Here is an 18,709-nt window from a genome sequence, read left to right as displayed (position 1 = left end):
GCGTGTACTATGGCTGTGACCTTATCCATTTGAATTTGGGAACAGTTATGAAACGCCTTTTCGCAATCACGTTTGCCGCCTTTACAGCCACTGCCGCTTTTTCGCAGGAGCTCATCGACAAGGGCTTTGTCGAAGGCTGGAACATCATGATGGACCCTGCGCTTGGCAACGGGTGCCTGATCCAGACTGTGTATCAGGACCTCTCGGTTGTGCGGTTGGGCTATGATGCGCTGGACGATCGCGGGTATTTCGCCGTCTACAACAAGGCCTGGGGCGATATTAAACAGGGTGAGAGTTACCCGATCCGGTTCGATCTGGACGGCAAGAGTTATGATGCAACAGCGATTGGCTTCAATCGGCGCGATGTGCCGGGGGCAACGGTGTTCTTTACCGACCGCAGCTTCGTTAACGCGATTGCGCAGAACAAGACCATGACGGTCTACAACCCCGCCGGTGAGACGGTGATGGCAATCGATCTGAAAGGCACGGCCAAAGCGCTGGAGTATGCACGCGAGTGCCAGAACAAGAAACTCTAACGAATCGGATCGAACAGCGCGTCTTTGGCCGTACAATCGCGGAGCACGTCTCGGCCACAGGGGACAGGTTCAAGGCCGCGCGACAGGCACAGGCGCACTTCCTCGATATAGCCCTGCTTGCACGTGACGGTAATCATGTCTCGCTCAAGTCCCGGGTTGGCTTTCAAAAAGGCTTCCTCGACGACCGATGCGGGTAATTTGACCGAAGCGTCCAGCCTGCGGAACACCTGAGGGCGCTCGACGCCCTCATACGCCTGCCGGGACAGCGCGTAATAGTCGGGCGCACTGAGGCCCGAACAGGTTCCGTGCTTCTTCCATTGGTGCCACGCCAATCCGGAACTGCCCTGAATATCGGTCATTTCGCGCGTCATGCGACGCGTTGGCGGTGCTTCAGATGTTCGGCAAAACGCGGGCCAGCCCTGATGATACTGAGGCCACAACCCATGCAAAATCCACCCGTGGTCATGGCGCGCATCGCATTGGTCCGACCCGCGCGCGTCGCCTTCGCGGGCGCACCAGTTGGGCGACCAGCTGAGTGACAAAACGTAATAGTCGAACTCACCCGCCTTTTCGCCATCAGCAAGCGCTGCAACGGCGCTCAGAATCCACAGTATCACCCAGCGCATTCGCCTCTTCCCTTCTTGCCTTTGCGCGACTATATAGACCGCAAGTTCCCCGACAACGGAAACCTGCCCCAAGACAACGGGGCCGCCGAATTCCGGCGACGGGATAGATGTATTTATAGGAGACGGGCTGATGGCAAAACCGCTTATGGCCAAGGCAACAGCCGTATGGCTGGTGGACAACACCACGATCAGCTTCAAGCAGATCGCGGATTTCGTGGGCATGCACGAGTTGGAAGTGCAAGGCATCGCCGACGGCGATGTGGCCGCTGGCGTCAAAGGGTTCGACCCGATTGCCAATAACCAGCTGACTCAGGAAGAGATCGATGCCGCGCAGGGCAACCCGCTGCACAAGCTGAAGCTCAAGTTCAACCCGGCCGCGACCGGCGAGGAAAAGCGGCGTGGTCCACGGTATACCCCGCTGTCGAAACGTCAGGACCGCCCGAACTCGATCCTGTGGCTGGTCAAATTCCACCCGGAACTCAGCGACGGTCAGATTGCCAAGCTGGTGGGCACCACCAAGCCAACTATCCAGTCGATCCGCGAGCGCACCCACTGGAACATCTCCAACATGCAGCCAATCGATCCGGTTGCGCTGGGCCTGTGCAAACAGTCCGAGTTGGACGCCATCGTTCAGAAGGCGGCAGCCAAGAAAGCAGCCGAAGGCGGCGTCATGAGCGATGACGAGCGCCGCAAGCTGGTTTCGACCGAGCAGTCGCTGGAGATGGACGCAGCACCCAAGATCCCGACGGCCATTGAAGGTCTGGAAACCTTCTCGTTGTCCGACGAGCCTGCGGATGAGAGAGAAGACGAGCCGGTCATCGATGCAGACAGCTTCTTCAACCTGCCTAAAGGCGGTGCTGAGGACGAAGACGAAGACGATCTGCGCCCCTAAGGCATAGACAGCCCCGGCCTGAACGAACCGGGGCTTTTTCATGAGAAGACCATGCTGAACGTCCTATCCACACTGTTTGGACCGCATCGCGCCGTTTCGATCTATGCCTTCGTAAAGACCTGGGGCCTACCTCTGATAGGCGGCGTCGGCCTGATCGCTATTGCAACTGGATTGCTGATCTTCAGCGACAGCGGAGAGCACGAGCACCAAGCCTTCATGACGGTCGATGTCCTGTCAGCCACGCCGATAAATGGTGACCTCAAGAACGGTGTAATCGCGTCGGTCCGGTTGCCGGACGGGTCCGCGACTTCGGTGACTTCGACTGAGGCACCAATTTCGCAATCGGTTGGTACAACAGCCTGTATCGAAAAGCGTGTCTACGTGGACAGTGGCGAAGCGCGATATCGGTTCAAACTGCCGCGCTACTGCGAAACCAGTTAAGGAAAACCGCCCGGCTTCAACACCGGGCGGTTTCCAGTTCAGACCATCTGGAACAGGATGCCTGCGATGATGGCTCCGGTAATCCCAAGCCCCAGATAGGTCGCGAAGACCCGCGGCTTCACCAGCGACCAGACGGCTGCCATCGCTGGGATCGAACTGACTGCGCCGGCGACCATGAAGGACATAGCGGCACCTGCGCTCATCCCCTGTTCGGTCAAGCCTGCCAGCAAAGGCGGTGCGACGTAGGAGTTCAGGTAGGCGGGCATCCCGACCAGTGCCGCGATGACAATGGGCACGACACCTTCGCCGCCAACAACGCGCGCGATCAGATCGGCGGGGACGTAGCTGACCAGCAGCGCCTCGAGCACGTAGGCCAGCGCCAGCCATTTCAGCAGGAACAGGCCGTTATGGACGAACTCGGACCGGAACCGCTGACGGCGTTCGGGTTCCTGCCAGAACTTCCAGACCGCTTTGCCGTCCTGTTTGGGACCGCAACCGCATCCAGCCGGTTTGTATTCGCGCAATGGCTGGGCAAAAGCACCGCTCCGCATCAAAGCGCGAACAACAAAGCCGCCGAACAGACCCAGCGCAACAGCAGCGATGGCTTTACCGATTGCAAACGGCCAACCCAAGGCGCCCGCAGTGATCAGCAGCGTCGGTGGGTCGATCAGGGGTGAGCTGAGCCAGAACGCCATGACGGCAGACAGCGGCGCGCCAAGCGCCAGCAATCCGGCAATAAACGGTATGACTTCGCAGGAACAGAACGGGGCGAGCCCTCCAAAAACGGCTGCCAGAAAGATCATCCGCGTCTCGCGCCCTTCGAATGCACGGGCCACCATCACCTCGGCACCTGTCGCCTTGAGGTAGGATAGCAAAAGGACGGCAAACAGAATGTATTGGCCGGTATGGGCAAGCGCCTTACCGGCAAAGGTAACGACCTCTCCCCAGTTGCCGGGGTCGAGAACGGCGACAAGGGCCAGAATGACCACAATCACCGCCCAAGGGGTTTTGATCAGGCCAACGGCCACCTTTGCCGGCGCCCTTGGGTTTTGTGTCAGCTCAGCCATCGTTCGCGGCCTTTCCGATTTCGTCCGCGCAGCATTCGCTGAGGATGAATTGGGCAAGGGATCTCAACTCGTCGTAATTCGCGCGATTGATGGTGGCGCGTCCGATTTTCTCTTGCTCGACGACGCCACCGGCGGCCAGGAACCGCAGGTGATGGGCCAAGGTCGACGGCGCGATACCGGTGCGGTTCTGGATTTCACCCACGGTCAATCCCGCCTGCCCGGCCCTTACCAGTGTTTTCAGAACCTTTAGCCGGGCCTCAGAGCCCATGGCCGAAAAGCCTGCTGCAGCTGTTTCCCACATCCGCTTACTCCATTAAACTAGATTTCTAGTTATTTAGGTGAGTCGTGTTTTCAGGTCAACAGCTTTGTTCACGAAATATCGAACTGCGATTAAGTCCAGATTGCTCTCAATTTAAGTCCACCCTATAAGGCCCTATGGGAATATCGGTCGACACATTCTTTCTTGAGCTGAACGGACAAGGCACGCTGCAGGCACAGATCCAGCAGATGATCGCCGAAGGTATTTTATCTGGCCGGTTCCACATTGGGGAAAAGCTGCCCTCGTCCCGCAAACTGGCGGCGCATCTGGGCGTCAGCCGCATCACAGTTACGCTGGCTTATACAGAATTGTTGGCCAATGATTACCTGACGGCCAAAGGGCGATCGGGGTATTTCGTTTCGCAAAATGCGCCCGTTCCACCGAAATACTCTCCGGTTCAGAAAGGAAACGAAAACGTCGACTGGGGCACGGCTCTGGCGCGCAAGTTTTCGGACGGCGACGTTCTTTCCAAACCCAGCAACTGGCGCGAATATCGATACCCGTTCATCTACGGTCAGGCGGACCGCAAGCTGTTCGACCACGCAAACTGGCGTTTATGTGCAGTCCGTGCGCTCGGCCACAAGGATTTCGCCTCACTGACCGGCGATTACGTTGATCAGGACGATCCCCTGCTGATCGAGTTCATTGCCCGCCACACACTGCCGCGCCGGGGAATCGCCGCACGCCCGGAAGAGATTCTGATCACAATGGGGGCGCAGAACGCCCTGTGGCTCGCATCGCGAATCCTGCTGAACCGCAATCGCACGGCCGTGATCGAAGACCCCAGCTACTACGCGTTGCGGGATCTGCTGAATCACTCCGACTGCAAAGTGTCTCCGCTCGCCGTTGACCGGGACGGCCTGCCGCCCGATGCGCTGCCGGAAGAAACCGACGTCATCTTCACGACGCCCAGTCACCAAAGCCCAACCACCGCAACCATGCCCATCGAGCGCCGGCGCGAGCTGTTGAGACGCGCGCGGGAACTGGACGCTATGGTGGTCGAAGACGATTACGAATTCGAATTGGCTTTTCTGGGCGCTCCCTCTCCTGCTTTAAAATCGATGGATCGGGACGGGCGGGTGATTTACGTGGGCAGTTTTTCCAAGTCTCTGTTTCCCGGATTGCGCCTTGGCTACATTGTCGGGTCCGAGCCCTTTATCCGCGAGGCACGCGCCCTGCGCTCGCTGGTCCTGCGCCACCCGCCGGGCCACATCCAGCGCACCGCGGCCTACTTCCTTTCACTGGGTCACTACGATGCCCAGATTCGGCGCATGTCAAAAACGCTGGCGCGGCGGCGCGAGGCACTGGACGCGGCCGTCGAACAGCATGGATTAACTGTTTCAGGACGGGGCATTATGGGTGGGTCATCGCTGTGGATGTCAGCGCCCGAGCATGTGGATACCACAATTCTGTCCAGATCATTGCAAAGCCAAGGTGTGCACATTGAACCGGGTGCCCCTTTCTTTGCCCGGCATGACCGTCCACGCAACTATTATCGCCTTGGATACTCGTCCATCGGACAGGACCAGATTGCACCGGGCGTGAAACTGATCGCGGACGCAATCCGGACTGCCTAGCGCAGTACTGGACCTATTCCGCCCAACGTTCTGGCCCTAACGCCAGTTCGCCCCTTGCGCCAAAACCCTATGCAAAGGCGGGCATTGTGCCTGCCCCTTTCTTCAATTGTGCGGAGAACACTCAGATGAAAATGACCACTGAAGAGGCCTTTGTTAAGGTTCTGCAAATGCACGGTATCGAACATGCGTTCGGTATCATCGGCTCGGCTATGATGCCAATTTCGGACCTGTTCCCGAAAGCTGGAATCAAATTCTGGGACTGCGCCCACGAAGGTTCGGGCGGCATGATGGCTGACGGCTACACCCGCGCAACCGGCAAAATGTCGATGATGATCGCGCAAAACGGCCCCGGCATCACCAACTTCGTCACCGCCGTAAAAACCGCATACTGGAACCACACTCCGGTACTGCTGGTCACTCCGCAGGCGGCCAACAAAACCATTGGTCAGGGCGGCTTCCAGGAGATGGAGCAGATGCGCATGTTCGCAGACTGCGTTGCCTACCAGGAAGAAGTACGCGATCCCTCGCGTGTTGCCGAAGTTCTGAACCGCGTGATCATGAACGCCAAGCGCGCCAGCGCGCCGGCTCAGCTGAACATCCCGCGTGACATGTGGACTCAGGTCATCGACATCGAACTGCCCAAGATCGTTGAATTCGAGCGTCCTTCGGGTGGCGAAGATGCGGTTGCTGCGGCTGCCGAAATGCTGTCCAACGCTAAGAATCCGGTCATCCTGAACGGTGCTGGTGTTGTTCTGGCCGAAGGTGGTATCGAAGCTTCGAAAGCCCTGGCCGAGCGTCTGGATGCACCGGTCTGCGTTGGCTACCAGCACAACGACGCCTTCCCCGGTTCGCACCCGCTGTTCGCTGGCCCGCTGGGCTATAACGGCTCGAAAGCCGGTATGGAGCTGATCTCGGAAGCGGACGTTGTTCTGGCTCTGGGCACCCGTCTGAACCCGTTCTCGACCCTGCCCGGCTATGGCATCAACTACTGGCCCGCAAACGCGAAGATCATTCAGGTCGACATCAACCCTGACCGCATTGGTCTGACCAAAGACGTCAGCGTTGGCATCATCGGCGACGCCGCCAAAGTGGCCAATGGCATCTTGTCCCGCCTGAGCGACACCGCCGGTGACGAAGGCCGTCAGGAGCGTAAGGACCGCATCGCCCAGAAGAAATCCGCATGGGCGCAGGAACTGACCTCGATGACCCACGAGGACGACGATCCGGGCACCACCTGGAACGAGCGTGCACGTGCAGCCAAGCCTGACTGGATGAGCCCCCGCATGGCATGGCGCGCAATCCAGGCCGCGCTGCCGAAAGAGGCGATCATCTCGTCCGACATCGGCAACAACTGCGCCATCGGTAACGCGTACCCGTCCTTCGAAGAAGGCCGCAAGTACCTGGCACCTGGCCTGTTCGGCCCCTGTGGTTATGGTCTGCCTGCCATCGTTGGCGCGAAAATCGGCCAGCCGAACGTTCCGGTAGTCGGCTTCGCAGGTGACGGTGCATTCGGTATCGCTGTGAACGAACTGACCGCGATTGGCCGCTCGGAATGGCCGGCCGTGACACAGATCGTCTTCCGCAACTACCAGTGGGGCGCGGAAAAGCGTAACTCGACCCTGTGGTTTGACGACAACTTCGTCGGCACCGAGCTGGACACTCAGGTTTCCTATGCAGGTATCGCCAAAGCTTGTGGCCTGAAGGGCGTCGTTGCACGCACTCAGGAAGAGCTGACCGCGGCGCTGAACCAGGCGATCGAAGACCAGAAGAACGGCACCACCACCCTGATCGAAGCTCTGATCAACCAGGAACTGGGTGAACCCTTCCGCCGTGACGCCATGAAGAAGCCTGTCGCTGTTGCCGGCGTTTCTGACGCAGACATGACGCCTCAGGCCGGAGCATAAGCGCGTGAAGCCACTGCGCACAATTCTCGGAGCTGCCAGCAGCTCCGACATGATCATCGCCCTCGCCGAGGGCGATGATCCACGTGTTGTTGAAGGTGCTTTGAAAGCCCGCAAGGAAGGTGTCGCGCGCATCATCTTGGTTGGCGACAAAGCCAAAGTCACTGCCCTGCTGGCCGAACAGGATGGTCAGGATGTCGACGGCATCGAAATCCACGACCCGTCTGACTCCGCCCATGCCGAAGCCTTTGCAGCCGAGCTTTGCGAGCGGCGCAAGCACAAGGGCATGACGCCTGAAAAGGCCGCTGAAGAAATCAAACACCGCCTGAACTATGCTGCGATGCTGGTTCACATGGGCATTGCTGACGGTACCGTCGGCGGAGCTGTAGAAACCACCTCGGCCACGGTACGCGCCGCTTTGCAGATCATCGGCAAAGCGCCTGCTTCGGCCATGGTGTCCAGCTTTTTCCTGATGCTCTACTGCCGCGATCACCACTCGGTGCGGGGCGCGCATATCTTCGCTGATTGTGGTCTGGTCGTTGATCCGAACGAACAGGAACTGGCCGAGATCGCGCGGGCATCCGCGGCGTCCTACCATGCGTTGACGCAAGAGACCCCCCGCGTTGCGATGCTGTCCTTTTCGACAAAAGGCAGCGCTAATCACCCGAAAGTCACCAAAGTCACCGATGCGCTTGAGATCGCGAAGAAAGCCGATCCTGACCTGCTCATTGATGGCGACCTTCAATTTGACGCCGCCTTCGTCCCCGAAGTAGCTGCCAAAAAGGCCAAGGATTCTCCACTGCACGGAGAGGCAAACGTATTCGTGTTCCCCAATCTGGATGCCGGCAATCTGGGCTACAAGATCGCCCAACGTATCGGCGGAGCCGAAGCAATAGGCCCGATCCTTCAGGGTTTGGCAAAACCGGCCAACGACCTGTCGCGCGGATGTTCCGCTGAGGATGTCCTGCACATGATCGCCGTGACTGCCGTACAAGCCGAACATAACAACGCCCAATCCGAGAGTTAACAAACCAAGCAAAGCACTGGTCCAAATTCCATCCTGCTAACGCCAGGTAAACGCACCGGAAATGACGGAAAAGAAACAAGAAAGAACGTCGGACAGATGCTGGCAAAACCAAAACTAAGTAATCCCTTCGATCTGGTTTCTGCGGAAACGATCAAAAACCTGTTTCCGGGTATTGCGGTCTCAGCAATTGTTGCCGTGACCGCTCAGTTCCTAGCGGATCACTATGCTACCCCGGCAATGCTGCTGGCTCTGCTTTTGGGAATTGCTGTCGGATTTCTCAGCGAAGAAGGTAAGGCCGTTGCCGGGATTGCCTTCACGTCGAAAACGCTGCTGCGGGTGGGCGTTGCCCTTCTGGGCGTGCGGGTTTCGATGGTTTTGATGATCGGACTTGGTCCTCAACTGATCGCGCTGGTGATCGGCGGGCTGCTGGCAACGATCGCATTTGGTTTCCTCGTCGCACCGCTGTTCGGTCACAAATGGCGGTTCGCACTGCTGACGGCAGGTTCCGTTGGGATCTGCGGCGCTTCGGCGGCCATGGCGATCAGCGCAATTCTTCCTCGGGACGAGAGGTCCGAAGAACGGCTGATTTTCACGGTTCTGGGCGTTACGGTTTTGTCGACGATCGCGATGATCGTCTACCCGATCATCGTCAACAGGCTGGGTCTCAGCCCGTTGGAGGCGGGTGTATTTCTTGGCGGCACGATTCACGACGTCGCCCAAGTTGTCGGTGCCGGTTTCTCGATCTCTGATGCAGCCGGTGAAACCGCAACTCTGGTCAAGCTGATACGCGTCGCCATGCTGGCACCCATCGTTTTGGTTGCCTCGATCATGATCCGTAACTTCGCGGAACTGCCTGCAGATGGAAAACGCCCTCCGATCCTGCCTGGGTTTGTCGTCGCCTTCCTCATTCTGGCTGGTGTCAATTCACTTGGATTGATTCCGGCCCAGGTCGGCGAGTTTCTTGGACAGTTTTCGCGCTGGCTGTTGCTAACGGCAATCGCAGCGGTTGGAATGAAAACCAATCTCAAACAAATCCTTTCGGTCGGCGGCGCAGCGATCGCCCTGATCGTTCTGGAAACAGCATTCATCGCAGGACTGATACTCGCAGGGATAAAAATATTGTCCTGATAAAGGTTCAACAAGGGAGGCCAGATGACGTTCCAGCAACCCCAGATCGAAACATCGCCCGAAGTATCGGACGAGATTCGAAAAACGACGTGTTACATGTGCGCCTGCCGGTGCGGGATCAATGTGCACATGAAAGACGGCAAGGTTGCCTATATCGAAGGCAATCGCGATCACCCGGTCAACAAAGGCGTTCTGTGCGCCAAGGGATCGGCAGGGATCATGCAGGTCAACGCCCCGTCACGCCTGCGCGCGCCGCTCAAACGGGTCGGCCCGCGCGGGTCGGGTGAATTCGAAGAGATCAGTTGGGACGAAGCGCTGGACATTGCGGTCGGTTGGCTGAAGCCGGTCCGCGAGGACAACCCCGAGAAGTTGGCGTTCTTCACCGGTCGCGACCAGAGCCAGAGCTTTACCAGCTTCTGGGCGCAGAATTTCGGCACCTGCAACTACGCAGCACATGGCGGGTTCTGTTCCGTAAACATGGCCGCAGGTGGTATCTATACAATGGGCGGTGCGTTCTGGGAATTCGGCCAGCCCGACTGGGACCACACCAAGCTGTTCATGCTGTTTGGCGTGGCAGAAGATCACGACTCGAACCCGATCAAGATGGGCATCGGCAAGATCAAGGCGCGCGGTGCGCGGGTGATTGGCGTCAACCCGATCCGTTCGGGCTATAACGCTGTTGCGGATGATTGGGTGGGGATCACTCCAGGAACCGACGGCCTGTTCATTCTGTCGATGATCCACGTGCTGATGAAAGCGGGCAAAATCGATCTCGATTACCTTAGCCGCTACACAAACGCTCCGGTTCTGATTGACGCGTCCGAGGGACCGACCAAGGGCCTGTTCCTGCGGGATGAGGACGGTAAACCACTGGTCATCGACCGCGCCACAGGCGAGTTGACGGCGTTTGACAAGCCCGGCGTCCGTCCTGACCTGTCGGCGACTTATGAAAAGGATGGCGTGACCCACCGCCCGGTTTTCCACTTGATGGCCGAACGCTATCTCAGCGACGAATACGCGCCTGAGAAAGTTGCCGATCAATGTGGCATCCCAGCCAAGCGCATCCGCGCGATCGCAGGCGAGCTGGCCCGCGTGGCCTTTGACGAAGCGTTCGAGCTGGATCACGAATGGACCGACTTCCGCGGTGAGAAACACACCAAGATGACCGGTCGCCCGGTCGCGATGCACTCGATGCGCGGTGTCTCGGCCCATGCCAACGGATTCCAGACCTGCCGCGCGCTGCATGTCCTGCAGATTCTGCTGGGCACGGTCGAAGTTCCCGGCGGCTTCCGTTTCAAACCGCCCTATCCCAAGCCGGTTGAGGCGCACCCGAAACCGCACTGCAAGGTGACCCCGAATACGCCGCTGGACGGACCGCATCTGGGTTTTGTCCAGGGACCTGAGGATCTGGCACTTAAGGCAGATGGTAGCCCTGCGCGGATTGATAAGGCGTTCACTTGGGAAAATCCGATGTCCAGCCACGGGCTGATGCATATGGTGATCTCGAACGCACATGCGGGCGATCCCTACAAGATCGACACGCTGTTCATGTACATGGCCAACATGTCCTGGAACTCGACCATGAACACCAAGGGTGTCATGGAAATGCTGACGGACAAGGATGAGAACGGCGATTATGTGATCCCGCACATCATCTATTCCGACGCTTATAGCTCGGAAATGGTGGCTTATGCCGACCTGATCCTGCCGGATACCACATATCTGGAGCGCCACGATTGTATCTCGCTGCTTGACCGTCCGATCTGCGAGGCTGAGGCAGCGGCGGACGCCATCCGCTGGCCCGTGATCGAGCCCGACCGCGACGTGCGCGGCTTCCAGTCGGTGCTGATCGATCTGGCCAACCGGTTGGAATTGCCCGGCTTCACCAAGGACGATGGCAGCGCCAAATGGGTGGATTACGCGGACTACATCGTCAACCATGAACGCAAACCCGGCATCGGCCCCCTCGCCGGGTTCCGTGGTGAGAATGGTGACAAGGAAGGCCGTGGTGAGGTCAATCCGGACCAACTGAACCGCTATATCGAAAACGGCGGCTTCTTCGTGGCCCATATCCCGGAAGGCGCGGACTACTACAAACCCTGGAACACAGCCTATCAGGATTGGGCAGTCGGCATGGGCATCTATGACAGCCCGCAGCCCTATCTGTTCCAGCTCTATTCCGAACCGATGCGCAAGTTCCAGCTGGCCGCCGAAGGCCACGGAGAGCGTCAGCCGCCCGAGCATCTGCGCGAGCGGATCAAGGAAACTTTGGACCCGATGCCGATCTGGTACGAAACCGACCAGACCGGGAACGAAGGGTTTACCGTCAACGCACTGACCCAGCGCCCGATGGCGATGTATCACAGCTGGGGCACCCAGAACGCATGGCTGCGTCAGTTGCACGGCCGCAACCCGCTCTATGTTCCGACCAAGCTGATGCGCGAGAATGGCCTGCAGGACGGCGATTGGGCCAAGGTAACCTCTCCGCATGGAGAGATTACGGTTCCGGTCATGGAAATGGCAGCGCTGAACGAAAACACCGTCTGGACCTGGAACGCCATCGGCAAACGCAAAGGTGCCTGGGCCCTGCAAGAGGACGCGCCCGAAGCCACCAAGGGCTTCCTTCTGAACCACCTGATCCACGAATTGCTGCCGCCCAAAGGCGACGGTCTGCGCTGGGCTAACTCTGATCCGATCACCGGTCAGGCCGCGTGGTTCGACCTCAAGGTCAAAATCGAAAAGGCCGCGCCGCCTTCGGATGCGGAAAGCCAGCCGGAATTCGCACCGATCAAATCTCCGGTCGGAAAAGGACCGAAGGATTTGGCATGGAAAGTAGGCAAATGATCCCATCCGCACTTCATCTGGCCCAAAATACCTCGGGATCTGGGGCAGAGCCCCAGCCCGCCCTCACCACAAACGCGGAGGCCAGGCAGTCATGACCCAGCTCCCCACATCCACTGACCGCAAGATGGGTCTGGTCATCGACCTGGACACCTGCGTCGGTTGCCATGCCTGTGTGATTTCATGCAAAGGCTGGAACACGGAAAACTACGGCGCTCCTCTGTCCGATCAGGATGCCTATGGCGCGAACCCGTCGGGCACGTTCCTGAACCGGGTGCATTCCTACGAGGTGCAGCCCGCCGAAGGTCACGCCCAACTGATCCACTTTCCAAAATCCTGTCTGCATTGCGAGGACGCCCCATGCGTCACCGTTTGCCCGACCGGGGCCAGCTATAAGCGGGTCGAAGATGGCATCGTTCTGGTCAATGAAAGCGACTGCATCGGTTGCGGCCTGTGCGCGTGGTCCTGCCCCTATGGCGCGCGTGAACTGGATCAGGCCGAAGGTGTGATGAAGAAATGCACCCTGTGCGTCGACCGGATCTACAACGAAAACCTGCCCGAGGTGGATCGTGTTCCATCCTGCGTGCGTACCTGCCCCGCCGGTGCCCGTCATTTTGGCGATCTGGGCGACCCGAACAGCGATGTCAGCAAGCTGGTCGCAGAACGTGAGGGCATGGACCTGATGCCTGAAATGGGCACCAAGCCCGTCAACAAGTACCTGCCGCCTCGGCCGAAGGATAATGTCGAAGACCAAATCGACATACTCGCACCGTTGCTGGCCCCGGTCGCTGAAGAGCCCAAAGGGTTTCTTGGCTGGCTGGACAAGACTTTGGAGAAGCTCTGATGCATCCAGCACCATCCGTAATCATCTTCACCACCTTGTCGGGCCTCGGCTTTGGCCTCCTGTTCTTTCTGGGCCTCGGCCTGCCTGACGTCTCGGGCTGGGTTGCGTTCGTCTTTTTTGCCATCGCCTACGCCCTTTCCGTTGGCGGGCTTTTGGCGTCCACATTCCACCTGGGTCACCCCGAACGGGCGCTGAAGGCCTTCACGCAGTGGCGCTCGAGCTGGCTTAGCCGCGAGGGGTGGTGTGCGGTCATCGCCCTGATCGTCATGGGATTTTATGCGATTGGCGTTGTTTTCCTGGGCCAACGCTGGGGCTTACTTGGCTGGATCGGCTCGTTGTTTTCGCTAGGTACGGTCTTCACAACGTCGATGATCTACACGCAGCTCAAGACCATTCCGCGCTGGAACATGAACCTGACACCGGCCATGTTCCTCAGCTTCAGCCTTGCGGGTGGCGCGCTGTTGGCCGGACAGGCCCGCGCGGCGCTGCCGTTGCTGCTGATCGCAGCGCTGGTACAGATTCTGTACTGGAAAAAGGGCGACAAAGCGTTGGAGGAGTCCGGCACGGATCTGGGAACAGCAACCGGTCTGGGCAATCGCGGCGCGGTTCGCGCCTTCGAGCCGCCCCATACCGGCACCAACTATTTGCTGCGTGAGTTTGTGCATGTGGTTGGGCGTAAGCATGCAGAAAAGCTGAGGATCATCTCGTTCGGGCTGGCGTTTGTGCTGCCGGTTGTCTTGCTGCTTTTGCCATTCAACCATTTCTTTGCGCTGCTGGCGGTCGCGTCGCACCTTGCCGGCGTTGCAACGTCGCGTTGGTTGTTCTTTGCGCAGGCCGAACATGTGGTCGGGCTGTATTACGGCAAGCGTTAAGGGGGGCTCTGCCCCCGCCGCGGCAAGCCGCACCTCCCCCGAGGAATTTTGGGCCGGATGAAGTCTGGATTCGCGACAAAAAAAGGCGGCGCCGAAGTCCGGCGCCGCCTTTTTTCGTATTGGATTGGGTTTAGGTCAGGCCAGCGTGGGCCATTGCAGCGTCGATCGCAGCTTTGGTGCTGTCTTCCAGCCCGGAAAGCGGCGAACGGACCTCTTCACTGCACAGACCCAGCTTGCTGAGCGCATACTTGGCACCAACGAGGCCGGGCTCGATAAAGATCGCTTCGTGCAACGGCATCAGACGATCCTGATACTCCAAAGCTTTGGCATAGTCGCCGTCCAGTGTCGCCTGCTGGAACTCGGCACACAGTTTGGGTGCGACGTTCGCCGTGACCGAGATGCAGCCCACGCCGCCATGCGCGTTGAAGCCCAGCGCCGTGGCATCTTCGCCTGACAGCTGGCAGAAGTCCGGACCGCAGGTAGCGCGTTGCTGGCTGACACGCGCCAGATCGCCGGTGGCGTCCTTGACGCCGACAATGCGCGGCAGCTCCGCCAGCTCGCCCATGGTTTCAGGCGTCATGTCAATGACCGAGCGACCGGGGATGTTGTAGATGATGATCGGAATATCCGCGCAATCGTGCAGCGCGCGGAAATGCGCCAGCAGACCTTTTTGCGTCGGCTTGTTGTAATAAGGCGTCACGACCAGCGCCGCGGCAGCGCCGACCTTTTCTGCGAATCGCACGAAGCGTATTGCCTCGACCGTGTTGTTCGAACCCGCCCCGGCAATCACCGGAACCTGACCAGCCGAGGCTTTGACGACCTCTTCTACGACGGTTTCATGTTCTTCGTGGCTCAGGGTCGGGCTTTCACCGGTGGTGCCGACGGGAACCAGACCGGTCGAACCTTCCTGAATCTGCCACTCCACCAAACGTTTGAGCGTCTTCAGGTCCAACTCGCCGTTGCTGAACGGGGTGACGAGGGCTGGCATAGAGCCTTTGAACATGACACGCTCCTTAGGGTGCAGTTTGCATTTTTTAAGCCGCTGTCCACCAAGATTTTGCTTTCTTGAGTTGATCCCGGCGGCGCAAGGTTTATCCTGAATGGCTGTATCCTTGGTTGGTTGGGGAATGCAAGGGATGACACGCTTTCTGGCGTTTTTGATGGCAGTGATTCTTGTTTCAGGCGTTCAGGTACGGGCTGATGCGGCTGGCGATCTGCGGGCAGGTATGAATGAAATGCGCAAAGGCGACTGGAATGAAGCCCTGCGCGTTTCCGGTGCCCGGGGGTCGGTGTCCCGTGACATCATCGTCTGGCACTGGCTGCGCGAGGGGTTCGGCAGTTCCGGCGACATTCTGGTGTTTCTGGATCGTAGACCCGATTGGCCGGGCCTGGCCTGGTTGCGGCGAAAAAGCGAACCGGCCTTTACGGGCGCTGATCCGGACCGGGTACTGAAGTTCTATGCTGAAAACCCGCCGCAAACTGCCGAGGGCGCGCTGAATTATGCCGTCGCGCTAAAGGCGAAGGGGCGGCAGGGCGATGCTGAAGCCGACATCGTGGCCGCTTGGCGGACAATGCCCATGGGTTCAGGCCTGCAAAAGGACTATCTGGAGAACTTCGGCAAACTGCTGAAACCCCATCACGCCGCGCGGATGGACCGGATGCTGTGGGACAACCACCTGGTCAGCGCTGGCCAGATGTTGCCGCTGGTCAGCACCGATCAACGCAAACTGGCCGAAGCACGGATTGCCCTGCAGAAACGGCAGCCGGGCGTAGACGGCAAGGTAGCTGCGGTTCCGAAATCGCTGGCCGATGCTCCGGGCCTGGCTTTTGACCGGTTTGTCTGGCGCGACAAAAAGGAACTGGACGATAGCGCGATTGATCTGATGCTGGCACGCTCGACCGGGCCTGATGCGTTGGGTGAGCCCGACAAATGGGCTGAAGGGCGCCGTCGTCTGGCCCGGCTGGAAATGCGCAACGGCGACGCCAATCGCGCCTACCAGATTGCCGCCAATCACCATATGACGCCCGAGATGGGGTACGGCTATGCCGATCTGGAATGGCTATCCGGATTTCTGGCCCTGCGTAAACTGAACGATCCGGCCACGGCCGTCCGGCATTTCCAGAGCTTCTCGGACGCGGTGAAATCGCCGATCTCAAAAGGTCGCGGAGGGTACTGGCTCGGTCGCGCTTACGCGGCACAGGGCGATGCCGATAAAGCTTATGACGCCTACGCCATGGGCGCGGACCATCAGACCTCATTTTATGGCTTGCTGGCCGCCGAGCGGATCGGGCGACCTTTCGATAGAGAGCTGGCCAACCCTCGCCGCGCGCCGCATTGGAAGCAGGCAGAGTTCTCTAACTCCAGCGTCCTGGAGGCCGGGTTACTGCTGCTAAAGGCCGGAGAAGACAACTTGTCCGAGCGGTTTCTGACCCATCTGGTCGAAGGACTGGACTCGGTACAGGCCAATCAGCTTGGCGATTTGGTGATCGAACTGAAACAACCGCATCTTGCGGTGATGATCGCCAAACGGGCCGCGACGGTCGGTTTGGTTCTGCCGGCAGCCTATTATCCCGTGCATCCGGTCGCCGATATGGGGCTGCCTATGGCCAAGGAAATGACGCTGGCCATCGCCCGCCGCGAAAGCGAGTTTGACCCGGTCGTCATCAGCGGCGCCGGGGCACGCGGGCTGATGCAGGTCATGCCCGCAACAGCGAAAGTCGTAGCAAAAGAGCTGGGCATCCTGAGCGGGCACAAGACAATTAATCTGACCTCGGACTGGAAGTACAACGCCAAGCTGGGCGCGAACTACTTGTCCGGGCTGGCCGCTGACTTCAATGGCAACGTTGTGATGATGGCCGCAGGGTACAATGCAGGACCGCGCCGCCCGATATCGTGGATGGAGCGCTATGGCGATCCCCGCGCGGGTGAAATTGATATGGTCGACTGGATCGAGACGATCCCGTTCAGCGAAACGCGCAACTACGTGATGCGCGTTGCCGAAAGCCTGCCAGTTTATCGTGCGCGCCTCGGTCAGCCCGCCCTTCCGGTTCCGTTTTCGCAGGAACTGACCGGGTCAACTCTGGCGTCTTTCGCGCCATAAGGTGAACAGCCCGGCGGCGACAACCAGCGCTGCGCCTATGACCACCTCAGGGCGCAGCGTCTCGCCAAAGATCGAGATCCCCAGGATCGCACTCCAGACCAAGTGGAAATAGGCGAAGGGCTGGACCGCACTGGCCTCGGCCATTTCATAGCATTTAATCAGCAGCCAGTGGCCCAGTACGCCACTGACACAAAGCAGCGCCATCCAGGCCCAATCGGTACGCGCCATTGGTTCCCAGAACCACGTGCCCACAAGTGTCATAGCAACGGCCCCGCTGACACCGGTCCAAAAGAAGCTGGTGGCCGAACTGTCGCGGCGCGCGACATAACGGGTGAGCAACCCGTAGACCGCGAACATCAGGGCGGAAATCAACGGGACAATAGCCCACGGATTGAACACGCCGACGCCGGGTTGAAGGATGATGAGAACGCCGATGCAACCCACACCGATCGCAGCCCATCGCCGCCAACCGACTTGTTCGCCCAGAACCGGCCCACTGAGTGCGGCCACGAGCAATGGATAGCAGATGAAGACGGCCATTGCGTCGATCAGACCCAAGACCGTAAAGCTGAACACCGCAACGCAGATTTCAGCCGCCAAAAGCAAGCCGCGAAAGATCTGCAGTTTTAACTGGCTGGTTTGGGTTGCCGCTTTCAGCCCACCGGGCGAACGCGCAGCCAGGGCGATGACGAAGGCCGCAAAGAACCAATAGCGGATCATCACGACCATGTAGGTGTTGTAGGTTCCGGCCAGATGGCGCGAGATACCGTCCTGCAAGGCAAAGACGATGGTGGCCGCGATCATCAGCGCAATCCCGGCGCGTGCGTTGTTTTGCTGAGTCACAATTTGACCGCCCGCGTCATGTGCCGTTTGCGGCCATAGCCGGGGACGCGAGTAACGTTGAAACCGGCGTCCTCCAATCCTCGTCGCACGAAACCGGCAGCGGTGTATGTGGCCGCCGTACCGCCGACGGTCGTATGGCTGGCCACATACTGCATCAGGTCAGCCCCCCACAATTCCGGGTTCTTGGCCGGAGAGAACCCGTCCAGAAACCAGGCATCCGCTGCGCCGTTCCAGAACTGAAGAGTCTCGCGTGCATCGCCTTCGACAACCTCAAGTCGCAAGGTGCCCAGATCGCATGTTCCGCCTTGCCATTGCGCTAGGAACCGTTCGGACCATGGGGACAGTTCTGGGAAGGCCGAAAGCGCGCGGGACATGTCGTCAGCCTGCATCGGGAAAGCCTCGAAACTGGTGAACGACAACGGCGTCGTCTGGCTCGATTTCTCCCATTCTGACCAAACCGTCAGCATGTTCAGACCAGTCCCGAAACCCAGTTCGGCAATGTGAAAGCCCGGCGTGAACCGCTCTGGCAAATCGTTGCCAGCAAGAAACACGTGGCGCGTCTCTTCCAGCCCGTTTTGCAACGAGTAATAGGGGTCATCGAAGCGGTCTGAGACCGGGATCTGATCCTCGGTCCATGTCAATTCGGCACGCTGGTCTGCCATCGGGGAATCCTGTAGCTAAGCGGCGCGACACT

General features: G+C 59.2%; 17 protein-coding genes. 11 read left to right on the top strand and 6 right to left on the bottom strand.

What is annotated here, in order from left to right:
* Positions 1 to 47 precede the first annotated feature (47 nt).
* Positions 48 to 536, top strand: coding sequence for a hypothetical protein (locus ACR0J0_RS16305; RefSeq protein ID WP_480665207.1), 489 nt, complete (start codon positions 48 to 50; stop codon positions 534 to 536).
* On the opposite strand, the gene ACR0J0_RS16300 is transcribed toward ACR0J0_RS16305, so the two are convergent.
* Entirely contained in the window at positions 533 to 1,162 is a 630-nt protein-coding gene (locus ACR0J0_RS16300) for a ribonuclease T2 family protein (protein ID WP_480665206.1), read from the bottom strand. The genes ACR0J0_RS16305 and ACR0J0_RS16300 overlap by 4 nt on opposite strands.
* A 130-nt stretch (positions 1,163 to 1,292) precedes the next feature.
* Here ACR0J0_RS16300 and ACR0J0_RS16295 point away from each other — a divergent pair, with 130 nt between their 5' ends.
* Together ACR0J0_RS16295 and ACR0J0_RS16290 are read left to right on the top strand one after the other, a co-directional pair.
* Positions 1,293 to 2,054 carry a DUF1013 domain-containing protein gene (locus tag ACR0J0_RS16295; RefSeq protein WP_480665205.1) on the top strand — a complete coding sequence of 254 codons (762 nt, stop codon included), beginning with the start codon at positions 1,293 to 1,295 and terminating at the stop codon, positions 2,052 to 2,054.
* A gap of 51 nt (positions 2,055 to 2,105) precedes the next feature.
* Positions 2,106 to 2,495, top strand: a complete 390-nt coding sequence (locus ACR0J0_RS16290) for a hypothetical protein (protein WP_480665204.1) — start codon at positions 2,106 to 2,108, stop codon at positions 2,493 to 2,495.
* Positions 2,496 to 2,533: 38 nt separating this feature from the next.
* On the opposite strand, the gene ACR0J0_RS16285 is transcribed toward ACR0J0_RS16290, so the two are convergent.
* Both ACR0J0_RS16285 and ACR0J0_RS16280 read right to left on the bottom strand, forming a co-directional pair.
* A complete protein-coding gene (locus ACR0J0_RS16285) occupies positions 2,534 to 3,562 on the bottom strand; it encodes a permease (RefSeq protein WP_480665203.1) in 1,029 nt (342 codons plus the stop codon).
* On the bottom strand, positions 3,555 to 3,863 hold the full coding sequence (locus ACR0J0_RS16280; RefSeq protein ID WP_480665202.1) for an ArsR/SmtB family transcription factor: 309 nt from the start codon (positions 3,861 to 3,863) through the stop codon (positions 3,555 to 3,557). The genes ACR0J0_RS16285 and ACR0J0_RS16280 overlap by 8 nt, the downstream gene beginning before the upstream one ends.
* Before the next feature lie 134 nt (positions 3,864 to 3,997).
* Here ACR0J0_RS16280 and pdxR point away from each other — a divergent pair, with 134 nt between their 5' ends.
* From pdxR to ACR0J0_RS16245, 7 genes are all read left to right on the top strand, one after another.
* Positions 3,998 to 5,458, top strand: a complete 1,461-nt coding sequence (gene pdxR, locus ACR0J0_RS16275; RefSeq protein ID WP_480665201.1) for a MocR-like pyridoxine biosynthesis transcription factor PdxR — start codon at positions 3,998 to 4,000, stop codon at positions 5,456 to 5,458.
* A gap of 125 nt (positions 5,459 to 5,583) precedes the next feature.
* Positions 5,584 to 7,362, top strand: a complete 1,779-nt coding sequence (gene xsc / locus ACR0J0_RS16270; RefSeq protein ID WP_480665200.1) for a sulfoacetaldehyde acetyltransferase — start codon at positions 5,584 to 5,586, stop codon at positions 7,360 to 7,362.
* Between the two features lie 4 nt (positions 7,363 to 7,366).
* Positions 7,367 to 8,386, top strand: coding sequence for a phosphate acetyltransferase (pta, locus tag ACR0J0_RS16265; protein WP_480665199.1), 1,020 nt, complete (start codon positions 7,367 to 7,369; stop codon positions 8,384 to 8,386).
* 96 nt (positions 8,387 to 8,482) lie between these two features.
* Positions 8,483 to 9,514: a YeiH family protein gene (locus tag ACR0J0_RS16260; RefSeq protein ID WP_480665198.1), complete on the top strand. Its 1,032-nt coding sequence runs from the start codon at positions 8,483 to 8,485 to the stop codon at positions 9,512 to 9,514.
* A 24-nt stretch (positions 9,515 to 9,538) separates the two neighbouring features.
* The gene (locus ACR0J0_RS16255) at positions 9,539 to 12,358 is read left to right on the top strand and encodes a molybdopterin oxidoreductase family protein (RefSeq protein ID WP_480665197.1); all 2,820 of its coding nucleotides are present in this window, start codon (positions 9,539 to 9,541) and stop codon (positions 12,356 to 12,358) included.
* A 91-nt stretch (positions 12,359 to 12,449) separates the two neighbouring features.
* Positions 12,450 to 13,199 (top strand): 4Fe-4S dicluster domain-containing protein, encoded by a 750-nt coding sequence (locus tag ACR0J0_RS16250; RefSeq protein ID WP_480665196.1) that lies wholly within the window; start codon positions 12,450 to 12,452, stop codon positions 13,197 to 13,199.
* Positions 13,199 to 14,071 (top strand): dimethyl sulfoxide reductase anchor subunit family protein, encoded by an 873-nt coding sequence (locus ACR0J0_RS16245; protein ID WP_480665195.1) that lies wholly within the window; start codon positions 13,199 to 13,201, stop codon positions 14,069 to 14,071. Before ACR0J0_RS16250 ends, ACR0J0_RS16245 begins: the two co-directional genes overlap by 1 nt.
* A 130-nt stretch (positions 14,072 to 14,201) precedes the next feature.
* Here the strand turns inward: ACR0J0_RS16245 and dapA are convergent, their stop codons facing one another.
* A complete protein-coding gene (gene dapA, locus ACR0J0_RS16240) occupies positions 14,202 to 15,074 on the bottom strand; it encodes a 4-hydroxy-tetrahydrodipicolinate synthase (protein WP_480665194.1) in 873 nt (290 codons plus the stop codon).
* Between the two features lie 133 nt (positions 15,075 to 15,207).
* On the opposite strand from dapA, the gene ACR0J0_RS16235 reads away from it, so the two are divergent.
* Positions 15,208 to 17,172: a lytic transglycosylase domain-containing protein gene (locus ACR0J0_RS16235; protein ID WP_480665193.1), complete on the top strand. Its 1,965-nt coding sequence runs from the start codon at positions 15,208 to 15,210 to the stop codon at positions 17,170 to 17,172.
* Here ACR0J0_RS16235 and ACR0J0_RS16230 read toward each other — a convergent pair.
* Positions 17,146 to 18,015, bottom strand: coding sequence for a DMT family transporter (locus ACR0J0_RS16230; protein WP_480665192.1), 870 nt, complete (start codon positions 18,013 to 18,015; stop codon positions 17,146 to 17,148). The genes ACR0J0_RS16235 and ACR0J0_RS16230 overlap by 27 nt on opposite strands.
* The gene (mnmC2, locus tag ACR0J0_RS16225) at positions 18,012 to 18,677 is read right to left on the bottom strand and encodes a tRNA (5-methylaminomethyl-2-thiouridine)(34)-methyltransferase MnmC2 (RefSeq protein WP_480665191.1); all 666 of its coding nucleotides are present in this window, start codon (positions 18,675 to 18,677) and stop codon (positions 18,012 to 18,014) included. The genes ACR0J0_RS16230 and mnmC2 overlap by 4 nt, the downstream gene beginning before the upstream one ends.
* Positions 18,678 to 18,709 lie beyond the last annotated feature (32 nt).

The organism is Ruegeria sp. BF12 (genome assembly GCF_056538705.1).
Note: the sequence above shows the minus strand (reverse complement) of the source record. Positions and strands in the feature narration are given on the sequence as shown.

Excerpts from the sequence above, each read along its gene's own strand:
- ACR0J0_RS16305 (WP_480665207.1), top strand. The coding sequence starts at position 48 with ATGAAACGCCTTTTCGCAATCACGTTTGCCGCCTTTACAGCCACTGCC.
- ACR0J0_RS16300 (WP_480665206.1), bottom strand. The coding sequence starts at position 1,162 with ATGCGCTGGGTGATACTGTGGATTCTGAGCGCCGTTGCAGCGCTTGCT.
- ACR0J0_RS16295 (WP_480665205.1), top strand. The coding sequence starts at position 1,293 with ATGGCAAAACCGCTTATGGCCAAGGCAACAGCCGTATGGCTGGTGGAC.
- ACR0J0_RS16290 (WP_480665204.1), top strand. The coding sequence starts at position 2,106 with ATGCTGAACGTCCTATCCACACTGTTTGGACCGCATCGCGCCGTTTCG.
- ACR0J0_RS16285 (WP_480665203.1), bottom strand. The coding sequence starts at position 3,562 with ATGGCTGAGCTGACACAAAACCCAAGGGCGCCGGCAAAGGTGGCCGTT.
- ACR0J0_RS16280 (WP_480665202.1), bottom strand. The coding sequence starts at position 3,863 with ATGTGGGAAACAGCTGCAGCAGGCTTTTCGGCCATGGGCTCTGAGGCC.
- pdxR (WP_480665201.1), top strand. The coding sequence starts at position 3,998 with ATGGGAATATCGGTCGACACATTCTTTCTTGAGCTGAACGGACAAGGC.
- xsc (WP_480665200.1), top strand. The coding sequence starts at position 5,584 with ATGAAAATGACCACTGAAGAGGCCTTTGTTAAGGTTCTGCAAATGCAC.
- ACR0J0_RS16260 (WP_480665198.1), top strand. The coding sequence starts at position 8,483 with ATGCTGGCAAAACCAAAACTAAGTAATCCCTTCGATCTGGTTTCTGCG.
- ACR0J0_RS16255 (WP_480665197.1), top strand. The coding sequence starts at position 9,539 with ATGACGTTCCAGCAACCCCAGATCGAAACATCGCCCGAAGTATCGGAC.
- ACR0J0_RS16250 (WP_480665196.1), top strand. The coding sequence starts at position 12,450 with ATGACCCAGCTCCCCACATCCACTGACCGCAAGATGGGTCTGGTCATC.
- ACR0J0_RS16245 (WP_480665195.1), top strand. The coding sequence starts at position 13,199 with ATGCATCCAGCACCATCCGTAATCATCTTCACCACCTTGTCGGGCCTC.
- dapA (WP_480665194.1), bottom strand. The coding sequence starts at position 15,074 with ATGTTCAAAGGCTCTATGCCAGCCCTCGTCACCCCGTTCAGCAACGGC.
- ACR0J0_RS16235 (WP_480665193.1), top strand. The coding sequence starts at position 15,208 with ATGACACGCTTTCTGGCGTTTTTGATGGCAGTGATTCTTGTTTCAGGC.
- mnmC2 (WP_480665191.1), bottom strand. The coding sequence starts at position 18,677 with ATGGCAGACCAGCGTGCCGAATTGACATGGACCGAGGATCAGATCCCG.